The organism is Vibrio sp. ECSMB14106 (genome assembly GCF_000972265.1).
Lineage (GTDB): Bacteria > Pseudomonadota > Gammaproteobacteria > Enterobacterales > Vibrionaceae > Vibrio > Vibrio kanaloae.
This window is the reverse complement of sequence record NZ_LAUM01000010.1, coordinates 60988-80924: the sequence shown is the minus strand read 5'-3', so window position 1 is coordinate 80924 and position 19937 is coordinate 60988. Positions and strand designations below refer to the sequence as shown.

Sequence of the window (19937 nt, the reverse complement as noted above, 5' to 3'; positions counted from 1 at the left end):
TATATAGCTATAATTCTCTTAATGAGAAGCTATTATTCGCCTTTAGCAGCTTTGAATGCATCTGCCATTGCGTTACCGAACGCGCCTTCATCAGACTTGTTCAGTGAAGCCATTGCTTCTTGCTCATCAGCTTCATCTTTAGCTTTGATAGATAGGTTGATTACGCGGTTCTTACGGTCTACACCAGTGAACTTCGCTTCAACGCTATCGCCAACGCTTAGGATTAGAGATGCATCTTCGATACGGTCACGAGAAACTTCAGAAGCACGTAGGTAGCCTTCAACGCCTTCGATTAGCTCGATAGTAGCGCCTTTAGCGTCAACTGCAGTTACAGTACCGTTTACAAGAACACCTTTCTTGTTGTCAGCAACGTATGCGTTGAACGGGTCGTTTTCCATTTGCTTAACGCCAAGAGAAATACGCTCACGCTCTGCATCTACTGCTAGAACAACAGCAGAGATTTCGTCGCCTTTCTTGTATTCACGTACAGCTTCTTCGCCTGCAGCGTTCCAAGAAATGTCAGATAGGTGTACTAGACCGTCGATACCGCCTTCTAGACCGATGAAGATACCAAAGTCAGTGATAGACTTGATCTTACCAGTAACTTTGTCGCCCTTAGCTTGCATTTCTGCAAATGACTGCCATGGGTTAGCTTTACACTGTTTCAGACCTAGAGAGATACGACGACGTTCTTCGTCGATATCAAGAACCATAACCTCAACTTCGTCGCCAACATTAACAACTTTAGAAGGGTGGATGTTCTTGTTAGTCCAATCCATTTCAGAAACGTGTACTAGACCTTCAACGCCTTCTTCGATTTCAACGAAGCAGCCGTAGTCAGTTAGGTTTGTAACACGACCAGAAAGCTTGTGACCTTCTGGGTAACGCTTAGCGATTGCTACCCATGGATCTTCGCCTAGTTGCTTAAGACCTAGAGAAACACGAGTGCGCTCACGATCGAACTTAAGAACTTTAACTAGGATTTCGTCACCAACGTTAACGATCTCTGATGGGTGCTTAACACGCTTCCAAGCCATATCTGTGATATGTAGAAGACCGTCAACACCGCCAAGATCAACGAATGCACCGTAGTCAGTAAGGTTCTTAACGATACCTTTAACTTCAGTACCTTCTTGTAGAGTTTCAAGAAGTTCGTCACGCTCAACACTGTTTTCAGATTCGATAACAGCACGACGAGAAACAACAACGTTGTTACGCTTCTGGTCTAGCTTGATTACTTTGAACTCTAGCTCTTTGTTTTCTAGGTGAGCAGTGTCACGGATAGGACGTACGTCTACTAGAGAACCTGGAAGGAAAGCACGGATACCGTTAAGTTCAACAGTGAAACCGCCTTTAACTTTACCGTTGATGATACCAACAACAGTTTCAGCTTCTTCACAAGCTTTCTCAAGTACGATCCAAGCTTCGTGGCGCTTAGCTTTCTCACGAGAAAGTTGAGTCTCACCGAAACCATCTTCAACAGCGTCTAGAGCTACGTCTACTTCAGCACCAACTTCAACTTCAAGTTCGCCAGCAGCGTTCTTGAATTGTTCAGCAGGGATAGCAGATTCAGACTTAAGACCAGCATCTACAAGAACGAAACCGTTCTCGATAGCTACTACAGTACCTTTAACGATGCTGCCTTGTTGGAATTCAGTTTCAGATAGAAACTCTTCAAAGAGTTGAGCAAAAGATTCAGTCATTATTTAATCTTCAATAATTAAACGTCCATGGGTATCCTACCGCATGGGGTTGATAAATTCGCCGGTCATCATCCTTGCGACCAACGTTCTTACTCGCTCGGTGAAATTACCCAGCCAGCTTCGATTCAATATAGTGTAGTGCTTTTTCTACTACTTGCTCGATGTTCATCGAGGTAGAATCTAGCACAAGCGCATCCTCAGCTGGGCGTAATGGCGCAACTGGGCGATTACGATCTCGATCGTCTCGCTCTTGGATCTCGCTCAAAAGGTCGTCAAATTTAACATCTAACCCCTTCTGTTGCAACTGTTTAAGGCGGCGACTCGCACGCTCTTCAGCACTTGCATCTAAAAATATTTTGGCTTCAGCTTCAGGAAACACGACCGTTCCCATGTCACGTCCATCAGCAACCAGACCTGGTGCTGAGCTGAATGCGCGTTGACGACGAAGTAAAGCTTCACGAACGCGAGGTAAAGCAGCCACTTTTGAAGCCGCCATGCCAGTCTCTTCTTTACGAAGCTCACCAGATACGTCTTCACCTTCTAAGATAACCTTAACCAAATCACCTTCCGCAATAAACTGCACATCTAAGTGAGTTGCAAGCGGTACTAAAGCTTCTTCTGATTCAGTATCGACACCGTGGTGAATTGCAGCTAAAGCCAGTACGCGATAGATCGCACCTGAGTCTAGAAGATGAAAGCCTAGCTTATCTGCTAGTAACATACACAGGGTACCTTTACCTGCACCACTTGGTCCATCAACCGTAATCACTGGGCTTTGAGAAGGCATCTTTTACTCCACGTTTTGTCGTAAATTTTATTCTGTACTAGCGATTCGCTACTACTTTATAGGCGGCATATTATAGAGAAAAATTGGAAGTCGAGCGAGGTAAATCTCATATAATTCAGAGTGGATGATGCATTAGCAAATACAATCGACTCAATATCCGCCAGCTTAGGCGAGTAGACACGTGCACATTTTCTATCGGCATAAAAAAGCCTCGCAATAAGCAAGGCTCATGATTTTGCATTTAGTAGAGCAAAGAAGTAGTGGCTCGAAGAAATTTAACCAATAATAGCGCGAACCGCTTCTAAGTCTTCTAGAGTATCCACCCCTGCAGAAGGCGCTTCCATTGCAACGTCTACGTGAATTTTCTCGCCGTACCACAGTACTCGTAGTTGCTCTAGACACTCAATACGTTCAAGGGTACTTGGTTCCCAATTGATGTAAGTATTGATAAAGCCCGCACGGTAAGCGTAGATACCGATATGACGCAGTAAAGGAGATTCCGCAGCTGTACCATTGTTCGCGTAGGCATCGCGATCCCAAGGAATCGTCGCACGACTAAAATACAGTGCATAACCGTCTTTATCCGTCACCACTTTTACAGCGTTAGGATTAAATACTTCATCAGCGTGAGTAATTTCTACACCTAGTGTTGCCATTGGTGCTGTGCTATTCGCCAGGTTATTTGCAACCTGATTAATAATTGCAGGTGGGATAAGAGGCTCATCACCTTGAACATTTACGATAATATGGTCATCGGGAATGTTCATCACTTCAATCACTTCAGCTAAACGCTCTGTACCCGAGTCATGATTCGGTGATGTCATACAAACAGTGGCACCAAATGCTTTAACCGCTTTTTCAACTCGAGCGTCGTCGGTAGCGATAATAACGTTATCGGCACCCGCTTTCATTGACTGTTCATATACCCATTGAATCATCGGCTTTCCACCAATGTCAGCAAGTGGCTTCCCCGGTAAACGGCTCGATTGATATCTTGCAGGTATGACAACCGTATAAGACATTACTTACCCTCATCCATAGAAACGGTGCGAGCTTCAGGTTCTAAAAGAACAGGAATACCCTCTTTAATTGGGTAAGCAAGGCGGTCAATTTTACAAACAAGCTCTTGCTTATCCTTGTCAAAAGTTAGTTTACCTTTACATACAGGACAAGCAACGATCTCAAGCAGACGGTGATCCATAGTATTCCATAACCTCTTTTATTCTTTTTAAAATTTGCTGTTGCGAATCTTCATTAAACTGCGCAGAAACTGGAAGATACCACCAGTTGTCTTGAGCATATTCTTCGCATTTTACAGCGTCTTTTTCTGTCATAATCATATTCATACCTTTCTTTGCTAAGGCATGAAGTTCATCTTTATCAAAATCTTGATGATCGGAGAAGCCTTGAGTGAAAACCACATCACCATCAAGTTCGTCTAATGTTTTAAAAAAGCGTGGCGGATGGCCTATTCCTGCAAAAGCCACCAGCTTTGGTAATTCTGCTACTGACTTTTTCTGTCCAGTCTTTAGATTAACCGCTTCACTAGGCAACAAAGACATTGAGAACTCTCGCCCTTGCGCCTTTCCACCATTGTTAATCAAGAAATCGACATCATCTAAACGTGATACTGGCTCTCGCAATGGACCCAGTGGAATTAGGCTCTCATTACCGAAACGTCTTGCACCGTCAATAACTGAAAACTCAATATCACGTTCAAGCGCATAATGTTGCAGTCCATCATCAGTGATAATGACATTAACACCTTCACTCAGCAAAGCCTTCACTGCATTTGCACGTACAGGGTCAACCGCAACAGGGCAACCGGTTCGCTTACGGATCAAACGAGGCTCGTCACCCGAATGTTCGGCTGACGTATTTTCATCTAGCACGAGTGGATAGTTTGGCGCTTTAGCCCCATAACCTCGAGACACCACACCAGGTTTAAAGCCATTGGCTTGCAGCATCTCAACTAGCCAGATCACAACAGGTGTTTTGCCATTACCGCCAGCGGTTATGTTACCAACAACAATCACTGGTAGAGCTGGTCGATAGGTCTCTTTTTTACCAGATAAGTACGCATCACGACGTTGACCACTGATCATTTTGAACAGCAGGCTCAATGGCCACAACAATGGCCAAAGAAGATATTTCAACGGATGATTGTTAAACCAAATCTTTTCGATCACAACAACGACCTAATCTTATCCGCTGAACTGAATTCGATGCAGCTGCGCGTAAGCACCATCATGTTCAATAAGTTCTGCGTGCGCGCCTCTTTCTACAATTTGGCCATCATCAACCACTAAGATCTCATCGGCTTGCTCGATAGTTGATAGACGGTGAGCAATCACCAAAACAGTCTTATCTTTTTGTAGCTCTTCCAATGCAGACTGGATCGCTCTTTCTGATTCAGTATCCAATGCAGAAGTCGCCTCATCAAGAATCAGCACAGGTGCATCTCTTAATAGAGCACGGGCAATCGCAATACGCTGTCGTTGTCCACCAGAAAGGCTCGCGCCGTTTTCGCCAACAACGGTATCGATGCCATTTTCCATGCCTTCGATAAACTCACTTGCATGAGCAAGCTTAGCTGCATGTTCGATCTGTTCGCGGGAGTATTGCTCTTCTGCCGCATAAGCGATGTTGTTCGCCACCGTGTCGTTAAATAGGTGAACATTTTGAGAAACAAGAGCAAAGTGCTCACGTAGGTTTCTCAATTCGTAATCACGAATATCGTGTCCATCAAGCTCGATAGAGCCCGAATCTACGTCATAGAAACGAGTAAACAGGTTAGCGATGGTACTCTTGCCCGAACCAGACCGGCCAACAAGAGCGACCGTCTTACCTTTCGGAATATTGAAGCTCACCTTATCAAGTGCTGGTTTCTCTGCACCATCATAAGTAAACGTCACTTCTTTTACTGCAACTTCACCGGTTACGGTTTCAGGTTTCAACGTGCCTTTGTTTTGTTCTGTATCTAGATCCATTAAACCAAATAGCGTGGTACTTGCCGCCATACCGCGTTGGAACTCAGACGTTACGTTGGTTAACGCTTTTAACGGACGCATTAAACCAAACATCGCAGAGAACACAACCGTAAACGTACCTGGCGTTAGCTCAGCTTTAATAGAATCGACACTCGCAAGAACAAGAACCACCACAATTGCAACCGAAGCGATCATCTGAATGATTGGGTTGGCTGCTGCTTGAGCCGTTATCAACTTCATGCTTTGTTGGCGCATTTGGTTGCTCACCTTATCAAAGCGATGCTTTTCTAAATCCTGACCACCGTATGTTAGAACAACTTTATGCCCCTTCAGCATTTGTTCTGCTGAAGAAGCAACATGGCCCATGCTGGTCTGCATGTTTTTCGAAATCTTCCGGAATCGCTTCGAGACGATGCCAATCGCCCACGCCACAAGAGGGGCGACAGCAAACAACACTAAAGACAACTGCCAACTATTCCAGAACATCAGTGTCAACAAGCCAATAATACTTGCACCTTCACGAACAATACTAACTAAAGCCTTACTCGTTGCGGCAGACACTTGCTCTGAGTCATAAGTAATTCGAGATAGCAATGCGCCCGTCTGCTCTTTATCGAAGAAAGAAACTGGCATATGCATGAAATGACTAAATATTTTACGACGAATTTCCATAACCACGTTGCCAGAAACCCAGCTCAAGCAATAGGTTGAAACGAAACCGCTGACACCACGAATAAACATCATGGCAAAAACAATGAAAGGAAGTGTACGTAGAAAATCAGACTCAGCGCTGCCAAAGCCTTCATCAAGTAAAGGTTTTAGCAAGGAAATCATATAGGTATCAGAGACGGCATTAATAATAAGCGCGATAACCGCAACACCGAGGCCAGCCTTATATAGTCGAATATAAGTCCAAAGTCTTTTAAACGTGACCCAGGTGGTTTCATCTGTTTGTGTTGACATAAAATCGCTTAATTTTCTCACAATAATCTATCTATTCTACTCCCTTACGAAGCATCTGCCTATACCACTGCCCACCTTGTTGCTCTCTAATCGTATGATATTTCCAACCTTCCTGATTGACAGTGATGGTTATTTGGCCACTTTCTCCTGTATCAAGCCAAGCACTCCCCACATCTCGATAACGTTCAATAACAGATGAATTTGGCATCCCCCACTGATTACCTTTTGCTAAAGAAGCGATTGCCACTTGAGGTGAAACCGCCTCGATAAACCGAGTAATGGAGGACGTGTCGCTACCATGATGCGGAACCAGCATCACATCGCTCTCAAGCCGATCCCCTTCACGAGAAAGTAACCACTCACTGACTAGTTCAATATCACCAGTTAGTAACATAGAGAACCCTGAACTGGGCTCAGATACTCTTACAACACAAGAATGTGGATTGTACGCTCTCTTCACGCGTTCAGGAGGCCAAAGAACTTCAAAAACAACATCTTGCCAACTCCAAACTTGCCCGATAGTACATGCTCGAAGATTAGATTCCGCTGATGCATTTATGCTTTGACTAGTTCTTATCCACTTGGGATCGTAATAGCCAAGTAACGCCGGATAACCACCTGCGTGATCAGAATCAAAATGACTCACAATCACACCCTCTAGTTCGTTAATCCCCCTTCGATTTAATGTAGGGATAAGCAAAGACTCGACAATCGAGCCGCCAGCCCACACATTACCAAGGTCGTAAACCACTACTTGATTATTCTTTTCCAGAACCAATGATAAACCGTGTCCGACATCCAAAATGTCGATGGTTAATCTATCCTGCTTAAGGCTTGTTGACTCCCACCACAGCACAAACACCGCAATGACGAATATCGATAGAGCCTGTTTAAGGTACTTATTAATGAAACCGAAGAATAAAATGAGAAACACAGACAACGCCATCGTGTGATCATCAACTTGAATCCAAAAACGTTTAGAAAAAGGAAGGCTATAAACCAGAGGCTCAAGCGACAAGTCAACCAACTTCCAAAGTTGATCAGCAAGATCGTTTACCATCAGTGCTACACTGCTTGCCCAAAGTGCTGATTCAGATAATAGGCTGATAAACATTGCCGAAAATAGCAATGGGATCGTCACTATCGAAACCCACGGCAAAAGAAGTAAGTTATAAAAAAAAGAGACTAAACTGACTCCTTTAAAAAACAGTATAGAAAGAGGAGCAATCAGTATCGTCAACATTAGTTGAATCTTAATAAGGGTTAACCCTCGATTCATCAATGTAAGATTTGAAGGTGATGAATTATTATTTAGAGCAATATAAAGAACCACCCCTAGTGCGCCAAAGGATAACCAAAAGCTACTCGACAAAACTGAAAACGGCCATATAAGTAAAACAACGCATAAGCTTAAAGTAACATACCGAATCACGCCTATATTTTGACCCCGCCACAAAAAATAGCTCGCAACAACACACATTACCAAAGCCCTAAGCGTTGGCAACGTAAACCCAGCAAACCAACTGTAGAAATACGCCAACCCAAGCCCTAGTAACATCGGTAACCAAAGAAGCTGAGGTGATAATAATCTAGCGAACTTTCCCAGTTGATAACCGATGCCAAAAGCAATGCCAATATGAAGCCCCGAAATGGCCACTAAGTGGATCAACCCACTGCTTTTCAGTAAATCCCAACGTTCAGGGAGGATAAGTTCTCGATAACCAAAACCTAAAGCCATCATGAGATCCCTATTCTCCAATTGATTTAACCTTTGAAGGCTATTTTCAAACCACTTGGATCGTAAATTCGTACTAGAATAAATTCGATATTTGGTACCCGCTCTGTAAGTTGCATTGGCAACAATACCAGTGCTAAACAGGTATTTTTCTAAATCAAATCCCGCCTCATTGAGTTTGCCCCACACCGGTTTTATTGAAACGGACAAATGGACACTATCTCCAAGCGTCAACTTGAAAGGTGTAAATAACCTCAATTTTATCAATTGAGGGAAGATTAATTTTTCGCCACCAATTGATCTAGCTACTATTACACTTTCAAAACCATGGCTATTTTCACTAAAAAGGCTAACAACCGACGCATTTATGGTAGTATTCTGTCCTGATTGAAATAATCGACCTGTCTGCATTTCAATCGCATTCCCTAGGCAGATAACTAGTATCAATGCTGTTACTGAACCTCTTGCACTCCGGAAAACGCTATACTTTGTTGACGTTATAAGTAATAACATCATCAATGGTGCCCCAACCCAATGTGGCATCACAGGCCAAAAGCTTGCTGACACAGCTGTCGCAGCAAATGAAATCAAGAACCAAGTGTTAAACAAGAGAGTAGCTTCCTCCTATGCCAAGAAAGTTTATCAAACGATTTATGCCTGACCATGAGCTCATCAAGCGTCAGAAAGCATTGAAAGTTTTTGGCAATGTTTTGTACAACCCCAACTTGTGGTGTCTTAATCGTCGCTCTGCGGCTGGTGCGTTCGCTGTTGGGCTATTCATGGCGTTTGTCCCTCTACCAAGTCAAATGATTATGTCTGCAGGCCTTGCTATCGCGTGTGGCGTTAATCTACCATTGGCTGTTGCACTCGTATGGATAAGCAACCCAATCACCATGCCTGTACTCTTCTACTTTGCTTATAAAGTAGGGGCTTTTATTATGCACGTACCACCTCAAGAGTTTCATTTCGAACTGTCGTGGGACTTCATTTTGGCGCAAATGAGTACTATAGGCCCCCCATTCCTATTAGGTTGTCTAATTTGTGGAGTGGTTTCAGCAATGATTGGCTACTTTGGCATTCGTGGCTTGTGGCGCTATTCAGTAGTAAGAAGCTGGAAGAAGCGAAAAGCTAGGTACTAAACCTACCCTTGTATGTACCTTACTTAAAACGTATACAAGCAAAAATCGGATGAACAACTAACCTCTGCAATATTGGCATGTAAGGAAAGTTGTAAGAAATGCAGTTTGAATCCAATAAAAAAGGATCCCATCGGGGGATCCTTTTTTTTTGCACCTGGAGAAAGAAGATTTATTTGTTATTAGAAGCGAGCATTATTTAGAACTAAGCACCGAGGCCGGATTTAACTTAGCTGCTCGTGATGCTGGGTACCACGTCGCTAGTAGGCTCAGCACAATCGCAGTGCCGGAAACCACAACAACATCCGTCATATCAAGTTGTGATGGCAAGAAGTCGACAAAATAGATATCACCGGACAAGAATTGGTGATCGACCAACGTTTCGAGCCCTTTGATAAGCGTCGTAAGATTAAGCGCCACCAAGACACCTATCGCACTCCCGACTAAGCTGCCTAACACACCTGAAAATACGCCCTGCCAAACAAAGATGCGCTTCACAAGACCGTCTGATGCACCCATGGTTCTTAAAATCGCGATCTCCGATGCTCTGTCTTTGACTGCCATCATTAAGGTCGAGACAATATTGAAACAAGCAACACCAATAACCAGTACCATCACCAGATACATAATGGTACGAACCAACTGAATATCTCGATACAAGAAGCCAAATTTCTGTTGCCAGCTTCGTAGATACACATACACATCAAGCTGGTTACCCACTTCACGCACAATAGAGTTCGCATTCAGCACATCGGTCACTTTTAAAGAAACTCCGGTTACTGCCTCGCCTAGGTTTGCATAAGCTTGAGCATCGCCAATCGGGATTAGCGCCAAGCTGTGGTCTATTTGGCCATTAAGCGTCAGCAAGCCAACCACTTTCACTCGAACTCGTTTTGGCGCCTGAACTTTGACAGAACCGTTAACCGTTGGAATCATCAAGGTTAGATAGTCACCCACTTTCGCCCCCAACACGTTAGCCACACCAGAACCTAAGATGATTTGTTGTTGCCCTGCTTTAAACTCACTCCAAGCTTGTTTATCAATAAATTTCGATAGGCTTGATACCTGTTGTTCAAGTTGTGGGTCAACACCGCGAACTTCAATTGCTTTGAGTTCTTTGCCCTTTTCGGCCAGCGCGGTAATTTTTACATAGGGTGCTGCAGCTACAACTTTATCATTTTTCACCGACTGCTCAATCACGTGCTCCCAGCGAGTCACTGGTTCATTTACACCCTCGAATTCACCATGTGGAATAACGGAAAGTACACGCGACTCAAGCTCTCGCTCAAAGCCATTCATTGCAGACAAACCGATAATGATCACCGCCACACCAACGGCAATACCAATCGTCGAAGACAAAGAGATGAACGACACCATTTTGTCTCGTTGTTTCGCTCGGCTAAATCGGCCACCTATCAATAGAGATAAAGAAGAAAACACTTAGCTCTCCTCTTTTTCTACGTTGACCAATAAACCATCTTGCATGTGAAGCTGGCGATCCATCTTACCTGCAAGTTCACCATCATGAGTTACTACCAAAAAGGCCGTGTCGTACTCGCGGTTGAGTTCACGCATTAAGTCGTAAATAGAAAGTGCGGTGTTATGGTCAAGGTTACCGGTTGGTTCATCTGCCAAGACTAACGCAGGCTTATTCACCAATGCACGAGCAATCGCCACTCGTTGTCTCTCACCACCAGAAAGCTCTGAAGGTCGGTGATCAACACGATGACTCAATCCAACTTTATCCAACAGACGTTGCGCTTCTTGCTTTGCTTTAGCGGGCTTTTCACCACCAATCAACAACGGCATTGCTACGTTTTCTAACGCTGAAAAATCAGATAGAAGATGATGGAACTGATAGACAAAACCAAGATGCTGATTACGAAGTTTGGCTTGCTTATTCGAACTCAGAGACGACAAGTCCTGGCCTAGAAAGCTCACACTGCCAGCTGAAGCATCGTCTAATGCGCCTAAGATATGCAGTAAGGTACTTTTACCTGACCCAGAGGTACCGATGATTGCTACTAGCTCACCCTTTTCGATTTCAAAGCTGACTCCCTTGAGCACCTCAGTATCTAACGAGCCTTCACGGTACGTTTTACGGATATCATTACATTGAAGAAAATTACTCATAACGAAGGGCCTCAGCAGGTTTCACAGACGATGCACGATAAGAAGGGAATACAGTGGCAATCAGGCTAAGTGCAATAGCCAAAACCACAACAACGGCGATTTGAATTGGATCAATCATGACTGGCAGCTGGCCACCAAATGAGAACAGAGCGACACCGAGCGCTTTTAAAATAGTATTGAGGTTCATTGCTAATACAACACCTAACACGCCCCCCGATAACGCACCAATCACCCCACTACTTGCACCTTGAACCATGAATGTCCCCATCACTTGACCGTCGGTCATTCCTTGGGTCTTAAGAATGGCAACTTCAGATTGCTTCTCCATCACCACCATAATCAACGCAGAGATAATATTAAATGCGGCAACACCAATGATCAGCCCGAGCATCAAGCCCATCATATTTTTTTCCATTCGCACGGCTTGGAATAGCTCGCCACGTTGGTCACGCCAGTCACTCCACAACCAGCCTTCCGGTAACGGTTGGTTTGATAACTCTGCCACTTCAAACGGGTCTTCAAAAAACAGTCGCCAGCCTGAAATGGTGTCAGACTTATAACGCATCAAACGACCTGCATCTTGAATGTGGGTAACCATTAATTGAGCGTCAATATCTGAACCTGTATTGAAAATACCGGCTACGGTAAAATTTCGTTGGCTTGGAATACGCCCTAACGGCGTGTATTGACTAGCACTCGTGACCATTAAGCGAACTTTGTCGCCCATCGAGACTTTTAAGTTTCTCGCCAAAGTATGACCAAGGAATAACTGATACTGCCCAGCTTGGAGTGAAGACAATCTACCGGCAATCAAGTGATTCTGAAGAGGGTCATCTGAATTAGGTTCAATGCCGATTAACAGACCCGCAGATAACTGAGCAGGGCTTTGTATCACTGCTTCACTACGAACAATCGGTTCAACGTGACCATTGAGCGACATTTGCTCTGCAAAGCTAGGGGCTTGAGCAGCAAGTAACGTTGTGCCTCCTTGCTCATAAACGACGGCTTGAGGGAGCACGCCAAGAATTCGGTCTTTTAACTGCGCTTCGAATCCATTCATTACCGATAAAACAGTAATCAAAGACAGCACACCAATGGTAATACCCGCCGTCGACATATAAGAAACAAAACGGCTAAAGCGATCACCTGAACGGCCTTTCAAATAACGCAGGCCAACAAACATTGAAATAGGATGAAACATACTTTGAACCATCAAAAAGGGATGCGGGTTAATGTAACGGGTATTGCAGTTACTGTGTAGGGGGTAATTGAAAATATAGAGTGAATTAACTCAATTAGTTAGGCTTGAAAAACAGAACCTTGTCAAATAGTGATATTTCAAACAACTATTTAAGACTTTCAATTAACTGACCTTGATTACTGCGGCCACATAGCGATAATCAATAGATCACTTCAAGGAACTAACGCATGACAGAACAAGAGTTTTTCACCGTTCACCACAGCCTTACCGCGAATATAGAACCAATGGAAAGTAACTTCACTTTACCCTCTCAAATTCAGTTCGAATCCGAGATCCCTGCCCCTTTTGTTGTGGCGAGTGAATTTAGCCAATTGGACCTGTTAGCCGACAGTGCTCGCGCTGAACTGAAAAACAGCGACTTGAAGAATGTCACCAGTTTATTGGATGCACAAAACTCTAAATTAAACCTCTTGTTGAGCTTTATGCTATCACAACAAGATGATGAGAAATTTCGTACACACACCTACTCTTTTGGTGCGAGTCAGTTCTCTTGTTTTTCCAAAACAGATATCGAAACAGGTCGCTTAGTTAAAGCTAAGCTATTTATCGAACACCCTGCCGCCGCTATTTATTGCTACGCGGAAGTCTTCGCTAGCGAACCTAAAGATTTAGGCTTCGAAATAAAATTTAAATATGCTCATCTTCGCGATACTGACCAAGACTTACTGATCAAGGCTGCACTTCATCAACAACAGAAGCTCTTACGTCAACGCTCTCTAGAACGAGATAACAAGTAAATTAACATGACCAAACAATCTATTTTTACACTACCTACACTCAAAGGAGCCGGTGACAAGAAGCACATCGGTAACCTAGTCGGTTCCTCTCTCGCTCTAGCCATAGCTAAACTCGCAGAGCAACACAACAGCCATACTGTACTTGCAGTACCAGACCCACAAGTCGCACTTAAGCTACAGTCTGAAATAGAACAATTTACAGCGCATGAAGTCGCACTATTTCCTGATTGGGAAACACTGCCTTACGACAGCTTCTCACCGCACCAAGAGATCATTTCAGATCGTATCGCACGCCTTTATGCTTTACCGACGCTAAAAGATGGTATTACGATAGTACCGATCAGCACGCTATTGCAACGTCAATCACCGCGAGACTTCTTGCTGCAACACACCCTAATGGTCAAAACAGGCGATCTTTACTCTTTAGAGAAACTGCGCCTTCAGCTTGAAAAATCTGGCTATCGTTACGTTGATCAAGTATTTGGTCCGGGTGAATACGCAAGCCGTGGCTCTATTCTCGATCTGTTCCCTATGGGCAGTAAAGATCCGTACCGTATCGACTTCTTTGATGACGAGATCGACACCATCCGTACTTTCGATCCTGAAAATCAGCGCTCTATCGAAGATATCTCTGAGATTCGCCTGTTACCTGCTCATGAGTTTCCAACTTCGGAAACGGCGATTGAAGATTTCCGCATTCGTTGGCGCCAACAATTTGATGCGCGCCGTGAACCGGAATCTGTTTATATGCAGGTATCTAAAGGCACATGGCCTGCTGGTATTGAATATTGGCAACCGCTTTTCTTCGACCACACCGAAACCTTGTTCGACTATGTTGCCGATGAAGCGCAACTCTTGGTACTTGGTGACGTAGAAGCAGCTGTCGACACTTTCCTCACAGATGTTGCTCACCGATACGAGCAACGCGGTGTTGATCCACTTCGACCATTACTGACACCAGAACAGCTTTGGTTGAAGAAAGATGAACTGTTCGCACACTTCAAACAGAAACCACAAGTCAACCTGAGCTTAGATTCAATCGAAGAGAAAGCCGGACGTATCAACCTTCCAGTTGTGTCTCTTCCAGACCTCAGTGTACAACATCAGAATAAAGAGCCACTCGCAAACCTAAGAAAGTTCACTGAAGTCTTCGACGGCAAAGTGGTCTTTTCGGTTGAATCTGAAGGTCGCCGTGAAGCACTTAGTGAATTGCTCCGCGGCATCAAAGTTCGTCCAAGCGAAGTTGAAAACCTCGACGCGGCGATTAAAGGTAAAGATAAGTTCAGCCTGATCCTCGGTTCTGCTGAGCATGGCTTTATCCACGAAGAGCAAAACATCGCCATTGTCTGTGAAAGCGACTTACTCGGCGATCGTGTTGTACAGCGTCGTAAGAAAGATCAGAAAAGCGTAAACAGCGACACCGTAATCCGTCACTTAGCGGAACTTAAACCGGGTCAGCCTGTTGTTCACATTGACCACGGCATTGGTCGCTACATCGGCCTGCAAACACTCGAAGCCGGCGGCATGAAAACTGAATACGTGACACTTGAATATCAAAACGATGCCAAGTTATATGTGCCTGTTGCGTCTCTGAACTTGATTGGCCGTTATTCAGGCGGTGCTGAAGACTCAGCACCACTGCACAAACTCGGTGGTGAAGCGTGGCAGAAAGCTCGTAAGCGCGCGGCGGAGAAAGTCCGTGACGTTGCAGCAGAACTACTTGATGTTTACGCCAAGAGAGAGCTCAAACCTGGCTACAAATTTGTATTAGACCGCGGTCAGTACGCGACCTTCAAATCTGGATTCCCATTTGAAGAAACCGATGACCAAGCGATGGCCATCAATGCCGTTATGTCTGACATGTGCCAAGCAAAAGCCATGGACCGTTTGGTGTGTGGTGATGTTGGCTTTGGTAAAACGGAAGTCGCAATGCGTGCAGCGTTCGTATGTACCGATAACAGTAAGCAAGTCGCTGTATTGGTACCGACTACACTACTTGCTCAGCAACACTTTGAAAACTTCCGCGACCGTTTCGCAAACCAACCGATACGTGTCGAAGTACTGTCTCGATTTAAGTCTGCTAAAGAACAGAAATTGATCATGCAGGATGTCGCCGACGGTAAGGTTGATATCTTGGTTGGCACTCACAAGTTACTTTCTAGCGATATTAAATTCAAAGACCTTGGCTTACTGGTTGTCGATGAAGAACACCGCTTTGGTGTACGTCAGAAAGAGAAAGTGAAAGCGATGCGTGCCGATGTTGACATCCTAACACTCACTGCAACGCCAATTCCAAGAACCTTGAACATGGCAATGAGCGGTATGCGTGACTTGTCAATCATCGCCACACCACCAGCACGACGCTTGGCGATAAAAACCTTCGTCCGCGAGAGTGATGGTGCCGTCGTAAGAGAAGCGGTACTTCGTGAAATCATGCGTGGTGGTCAAGTTTACTTCCTGCATAACCAAGTCGACACGATTGAAAAGACGGCTGAGTCACTGCAAAAACTGATTCCAGAAGCGAGAGTCACCGTGGCTCATGGCCAGATGCGAGAACGCGAACTAGAGCGCATCATGAATGACTTTTACCATCAGCGCTTCAATCTTCTGGTGTGTACGACCATTATCGAAACAGGTATTGATGTTCCGACAGCAAATACCATATTGATGGATAGAGCAGACCACCTTGGTTTGGCACAGCTGCATCAATTGCGTGGTCGTGTGGGTCGTTCTCACCACCAAGCTTATGCTTACTTACTAACGCCACATCCGAAAGCAATGACAAAAGATGCCATCAAGCGATTAGACGCCATTGCTTCTTTAGAAGATTTAGGGGCTGGATTCACTCTCGCGACTCATGACTTAGAGATTCGTGGTGCAGGTGAACTGTTAGGCGATGATCAAAGTGGCCAAATACAATCCGTTGGTTTTACACTTTATATGGAAATGCTTGAACAAGCCGTTGAAGCACTGAAAGAAGGCCGAGAGCCTTCACTTGATGACCTGTTGCGAGAACAGACGGAAATTGAAATGCGTCTGCCTGCACTATTGCCCGACGACTATATTCCAGACATCAATACTCGATTATCGACCTACAAGCGTATTGCGAGCGTCAGTGATACTGATGAGCTAGCAGAGCTGAAAGTTGAGCTAATCGACCGTTTTGGTAGCCTTCCTGATGCCACCAAGAACTTGTTGTCCGTATCTGAACTTAAGTTAGCGGCCGCGTCTATTAAGGCGAAGAAAATTGAAGCTCATGATAAGGGCGGATTCTTAGAATTCTACCCGGATGCTGACATAAACCCGGCCTACCTTGTTAAACTATTGCAATCCCAACCGCAAAAGTTTTCAATGGAAGGACCAACAAAGTTCAAATTTACGATACCATTGGTCGACAGACGGAAACGAATTCAATTTGTTAGTGATTTATTGGGCGAATTCAGACAGAACTTACTGCCTTCGGCATAAAGCCCAATCCACTGCACATATAAATTATCCAGCCGTAACAGCGGCTGGGAGACGGAGTAAAAATGAAAAGACTGATCCCACTGCTACTATTGTTCGTCTCACTGCCAAGTTTGGCGCAGAGACAATTTGATATAGAAGTGATCATTTTCAAGCGCGCTGTTGATGCGGAAAAAGTCAACGAGTCTTGGCCGAACACTCAGCCTGAGATTTCACTTGAGCGCGTTGGTTCATTTCAAGATACCCAATATCGCTCCAGGAAAGGCGTGCAGATGCTCCCTTACTCGGAATATAAGTTAGCGCCTCAGAAAAATAGACTGAGCAATCATACCGGCTTTGAAGTTTTGATGCATACCGCTTGGCGTCAAGGTGACCAAGGTAAAAGCTATGCTCCTGTCTTCCACATTCAAGCTGGTAGAGACTTCTCTAAGCAGTTCAATGCCGACGGTTCTGAGAAAGGCGCTGTGACTGCATCAAACCCGGATGGCTTTCAAGAAGAGACTATTGATAAGCCGCTTTATGAATTAGACGGTAAGCTACAAATCTACGTGCAGCACTATTTATACGCTGAAACAACGTTAGATTTAAAAGCACCAAGCGTTCGTGAAGTGACTCTACAAGAACAACAAATCGAGCTAGATTCACCAGTGAGTGGGGCAGAGAGCAATGTTCAAGTTGGTAACCTCACAGAGGTATCTCCGACCGTTGAAGTGGAAGAGTTCCTTAAGAGCTACCGCATGGACCAAAAACGTCGTATGCGCAGTACCGAAACTCACTACCTTGACCACCCACTTCTTGGAATGGTGATTCAAGTTCGACGTGTAGCACAATAAGTCGATGTATAAATAACTTAAGGTATATTGATTCTATACGCCCTCCATTGCGAGGGCGTTTTATTAAGTACAGCAACATATTCACACGTACTTACTATTCTTACCTAACATTTACACATTCTTCGGTACTTCTTATGAGCCCTGATTTTCAGATTAATACACAGCACCTTAACCTCAAAATCATTGAAGCCTCAGATGCTCAAGAATTTTCTCAGCTGGTAAAATCCTCCCCTAGCTTGCTTCCATGGGTAGACTGGTGCCACAATGAGTTTTCAATCGTCGAAGCCGAGAAGTTCATTCTGGCAACTCGCTTAAATTGGGTCAAAGCAGACGCATTTGGCTTTGGTATCTTTGAGCGAAGAAGCGATAAGTTAGTCGGTATGGTTGCGATCAATGAACTTTATCACACCTTTAATATGGCGAGTTTAGGTTATTGGGTGGGTGATGACTTTCAAAGGAAAGGGATCGCTAAAGAAGCGATGCTCGCACTATTTGAATTTTGTTTCGCGCAACTCAAGTTAACGCGTTTGGAGATTGTCTGCGACACCGAGAACCTACCAAGTCAAAGGTTGATTGAGAAATGTGGCGCTGAACGAGAAACCATCGCCAAGAATCGCTTTATATTTAATGGAAAGCCGAAAGATGGCGTTGTTTATTCCGTGTTACCTCCAACCTCTTAACCGTTGTTAGAGTGGGGTATGCAGAGATAGCAATGAATCAACACAAACAAAAAGAGCTCCAAAGAGCTCTTTTTGATTATTTGTGTACACCACTCTTTAAAAAAGCGTAACCGATTAGTGAAGCTTTAAGTTTGGACGAAGTACACGGTTAATACGGCCAACTAACATCATCAACGATGTTTTGATTAATCCATGAAGCGCCATTTGATGCATACGGTACAAAGATATATAAACTATACGAGCAATACGACCTTCAACCATCATAGAGCCTTTGGTTAGGTTACCCATCAAGCTACCTACCGTAGAGAAACGGCTTAATGAAACAAGCGATCCTTTATCTTTGTAGATGTAATCTTTCAGGTCACGACCGTTTAGTTTGGCAATAATATTGCTGAATGCACAACTTGCCATTTGGTGGGCTGCTTGTGCACGTGGTGGAACGAATGAACCATCGGCTTGTGTACATTGTGCCAAGTCACCGATAGCAAAGATGTTATCATCCAGTGTTGTTTGCAGCGTGTTTTTCACAACCAACTGGTTGATACGGTTCGTCTCAAGACCACCGATATCTTTCATGAAATCTGGTGCTTTGATACCTGCAGCCCAAACCATTATTTGCGCTGGGATCTTGTCACCATCTTTGGTTGTTAGGCCATCAGCATCCGCTTGCGTCACCATAGTATTAGTACGAACGTTTACACCAAGCTTCGTTAGCTCAGAGTGTGCAGCACTTGAAATACGAGGAGGAAGAGCAGGGAGAATACGCTCACCCGCTTCAATAAGATTCACGTTCAGCTTACTTGAGTCTAGGTCGCCAAAGCCGTAAGTACGAAGCTCTTTAACCGCATTGTGTAGCTCTGCAGAAAGCTCTACGCCTGTCGCACCAGCACCAACAATCGCAATATCGACGGTCCCTTGACCGTTTTTAGCGTGAAGCTTCAAGAACTGATTGTTCATCTCTGTACGGAAACGGTGTGCTTGCTCTGGGCTATCAAGGAAAATACAGTTGTCACGAACACCTGGAGTATTGAAATCATTTGACGTGGAACCTAGCGCCATCACCAGGATATCGTATTCGAGCTCACGGCTTGGCATAAGCAGTTCACCGTGATCATCTTTAAACTCGCTTAGAGCAATGACTTTACGCTCACGGTCGATGTCGTTCAGGCTGCCCATTTGGAAGTCAAAGTAGTGGTTTTTTGCATGCGCGCGGTAACTCAATGCATCAACACCTTCATCTAACGATCCAGTTGCTACTTCATGAAGTAATGGCTTCCATAGGTGACTTGCTTTGCGGTCTACCAAGGTAATCTGAGCACGTTTTTTACGACCTAAGGTACGACCGAGTTTCGTTGCTAGCTCTAAACCACCAGCACCACCGCCTACTACGATAATTTTTGTCACAATGACAATCCTCTACAAAATGAATAAATGGGGTTCGGCTCGATTACTCCAACCGATAAATTCTATATATCTACTCAGCCTACCTTCAAAGGTTACGGCTTATTTGATAA

General features: G+C 44.4%; 16 protein-coding genes. 5 read left to right on the top strand and 11 right to left on the bottom strand.

Going from position 1 to position 19937, the window contains the following annotated elements:
* Window positions 1–32 precede the first annotated feature (32 nt).
* The 7 genes from rpsA to WR49_RS09105 all read right to left on the bottom strand — a co-directional run bounded on the left by rpsA (window position 33) and on the right by WR49_RS09105 (window position 8589).
* The gene (gene rpsA / locus WR49_RS09135) at window positions 33–1703 is read right to left on the bottom strand and encodes a 30S ribosomal protein S1 (RefSeq protein WP_017057038.1); all 1671 of its coding nucleotides are present in this window, start codon (window positions 1701–1703) and stop codon (window positions 33–35) included.
* Between the two features lie 106 nt (window positions 1704–1809).
* Window positions 1810–2490 carry a (d)CMP kinase gene (gene cmk / locus WR49_RS09130; protein WP_017057037.1) on the bottom strand — a complete coding sequence of 227 codons (681 nt, stop codon included), beginning with the start codon at window positions 2488–2490 and terminating at the stop codon, window positions 1810–1812.
* A gap of 275 nt (window positions 2491–2765) precedes the next feature.
* Window positions 2766–3512: a 3-deoxy-manno-octulosonate cytidylyltransferase gene (gene kdsB / locus WR49_RS09125; protein ID WP_017057036.1), complete on the bottom strand. Its 747-nt coding sequence runs from the start codon at window positions 3510–3512 to the stop codon at window positions 2766–2768.
* Complete coding sequence (locus tag WR49_RS09120) at window positions 3512–3691, bottom strand: Trm112 family protein (RefSeq protein WP_004736429.1); 180 nt, start codon at window positions 3689–3691, stop codon at window positions 3512–3514. The genes kdsB and WR49_RS09120 overlap by 1 nt, the downstream gene beginning before the upstream one ends.
* On the bottom strand, window positions 3672–4679 hold the full coding sequence (gene lpxK, locus WR49_RS09115; protein ID WP_017057035.1) for a tetraacyldisaccharide 4'-kinase: 1008 nt from the start codon (window positions 4677–4679) through the stop codon (window positions 3672–3674). The genes WR49_RS09120 and lpxK overlap by 20 nt, the downstream gene beginning before the upstream one ends.
* Window positions 4680–4694: 15 nt before the next feature.
* On the bottom strand, window positions 4695–6443 hold the full coding sequence (msbA, locus tag WR49_RS09110) for a lipid A ABC transporter ATP-binding protein/permease MsbA (protein ID WP_017057034.1): 1749 nt from the start codon (window positions 6441–6443) through the stop codon (window positions 4695–4697).
* A 31-nt stretch (window positions 6444–6474) separates the two neighbouring features.
* Complete coding sequence (locus WR49_RS09105; RefSeq protein ID WP_082082757.1) at window positions 6475–8589, bottom strand: DNA internalization-related competence protein ComEC/Rec2; 2115 nt, start codon at window positions 8587–8589, stop codon at window positions 6475–6477.
* 215 nt (window positions 8590–8804) lie between these two features.
* Between WR49_RS09105 and WR49_RS09100 the strand changes: the two genes are divergently transcribed.
* Window positions 8805–9317, top strand: a complete 513-nt coding sequence (locus WR49_RS09100; protein WP_029627076.1) for a DUF2062 domain-containing protein — start codon at window positions 8805–8807, stop codon at window positions 9315–9317.
* A 192-nt stretch (window positions 9318–9509) separates the two neighbouring features.
* On the opposite strand, the gene lolE is transcribed toward WR49_RS09100, so the two are convergent.
* From lolE to lolC, 3 genes are read right to left on the bottom strand one after another with little or no spacing between them, the layout of a single operon-like run.
* Complete coding sequence (lolE, locus tag WR49_RS09095) at window positions 9510–10754, bottom strand: lipoprotein-releasing ABC transporter permease subunit LolE (protein WP_004736253.1); 1245 nt, start codon at window positions 10752–10754, stop codon at window positions 9510–9512.
* Window positions 10755–11447, bottom strand: coding sequence for a lipoprotein-releasing ABC transporter ATP-binding protein LolD (gene lolD / locus WR49_RS09090; protein WP_017057029.1), 693 nt, complete (start codon window positions 11445–11447; stop codon window positions 10755–10757). It abuts the gene before it with no gap.
* Window positions 11440–12648, bottom strand: a complete 1209-nt coding sequence (lolC, locus tag WR49_RS09085; RefSeq protein ID WP_046223791.1) for a lipoprotein-releasing ABC transporter permease subunit LolC — start codon at window positions 12646–12648, stop codon at window positions 11440–11442. Before lolC ends, lolD begins: the two co-directional genes overlap by 8 nt.
* Before the next feature lie 227 nt (window positions 12649–12875).
* On the opposite strand from lolC, the gene WR49_RS09080 reads away from it, so the two are divergent.
* The 4 genes from WR49_RS09080 (at window position 12876) to WR49_RS09065 (ending at window position 18423) form a co-directional block, all read left to right on the top strand.
* Window positions 12876–13445 (top strand): hypothetical protein, encoded by a 570-nt coding sequence (locus WR49_RS09080; RefSeq protein ID WP_046223790.1) that lies wholly within the window; start codon window positions 12876–12878, stop codon window positions 13443–13445.
* Window positions 13446–13451: 6 nt separating this feature from the next.
* A complete protein-coding gene (mfd, locus tag WR49_RS09075) occupies window positions 13452–16913 on the top strand; it encodes a transcription-repair coupling factor (RefSeq protein ID WP_046223789.1) in 3462 nt (1153 codons plus the stop codon).
* A gap of 62 nt (window positions 16914–16975) precedes the next feature.
* Window positions 16976–17743 (top strand): peptidoglycan binding protein CsiV, encoded by a 768-nt coding sequence (locus WR49_RS09070; protein ID WP_046223788.1) that lies wholly within the window; start codon window positions 16976–16978, stop codon window positions 17741–17743.
* 134 nt (window positions 17744–17877) lie between these two features.
* Window positions 17878–18423 (top strand): GNAT family N-acetyltransferase, encoded by a 546-nt coding sequence (locus tag WR49_RS09065; RefSeq protein ID WP_046223787.1) that lies wholly within the window; start codon window positions 17878–17880, stop codon window positions 18421–18423.
* A gap of 114 nt (window positions 18424–18537) precedes the next feature.
* Here the strand turns inward: WR49_RS09065 and WR49_RS09060 are convergent, their stop codons facing one another.
* Window positions 18538–19827 (bottom strand): NAD(P)/FAD-dependent oxidoreductase, encoded by a 1290-nt coding sequence (locus WR49_RS09060; RefSeq protein WP_017057023.1) that lies wholly within the window; start codon window positions 19825–19827, stop codon window positions 18538–18540.
* Window positions 19828–19937 lie beyond the last annotated feature (110 nt).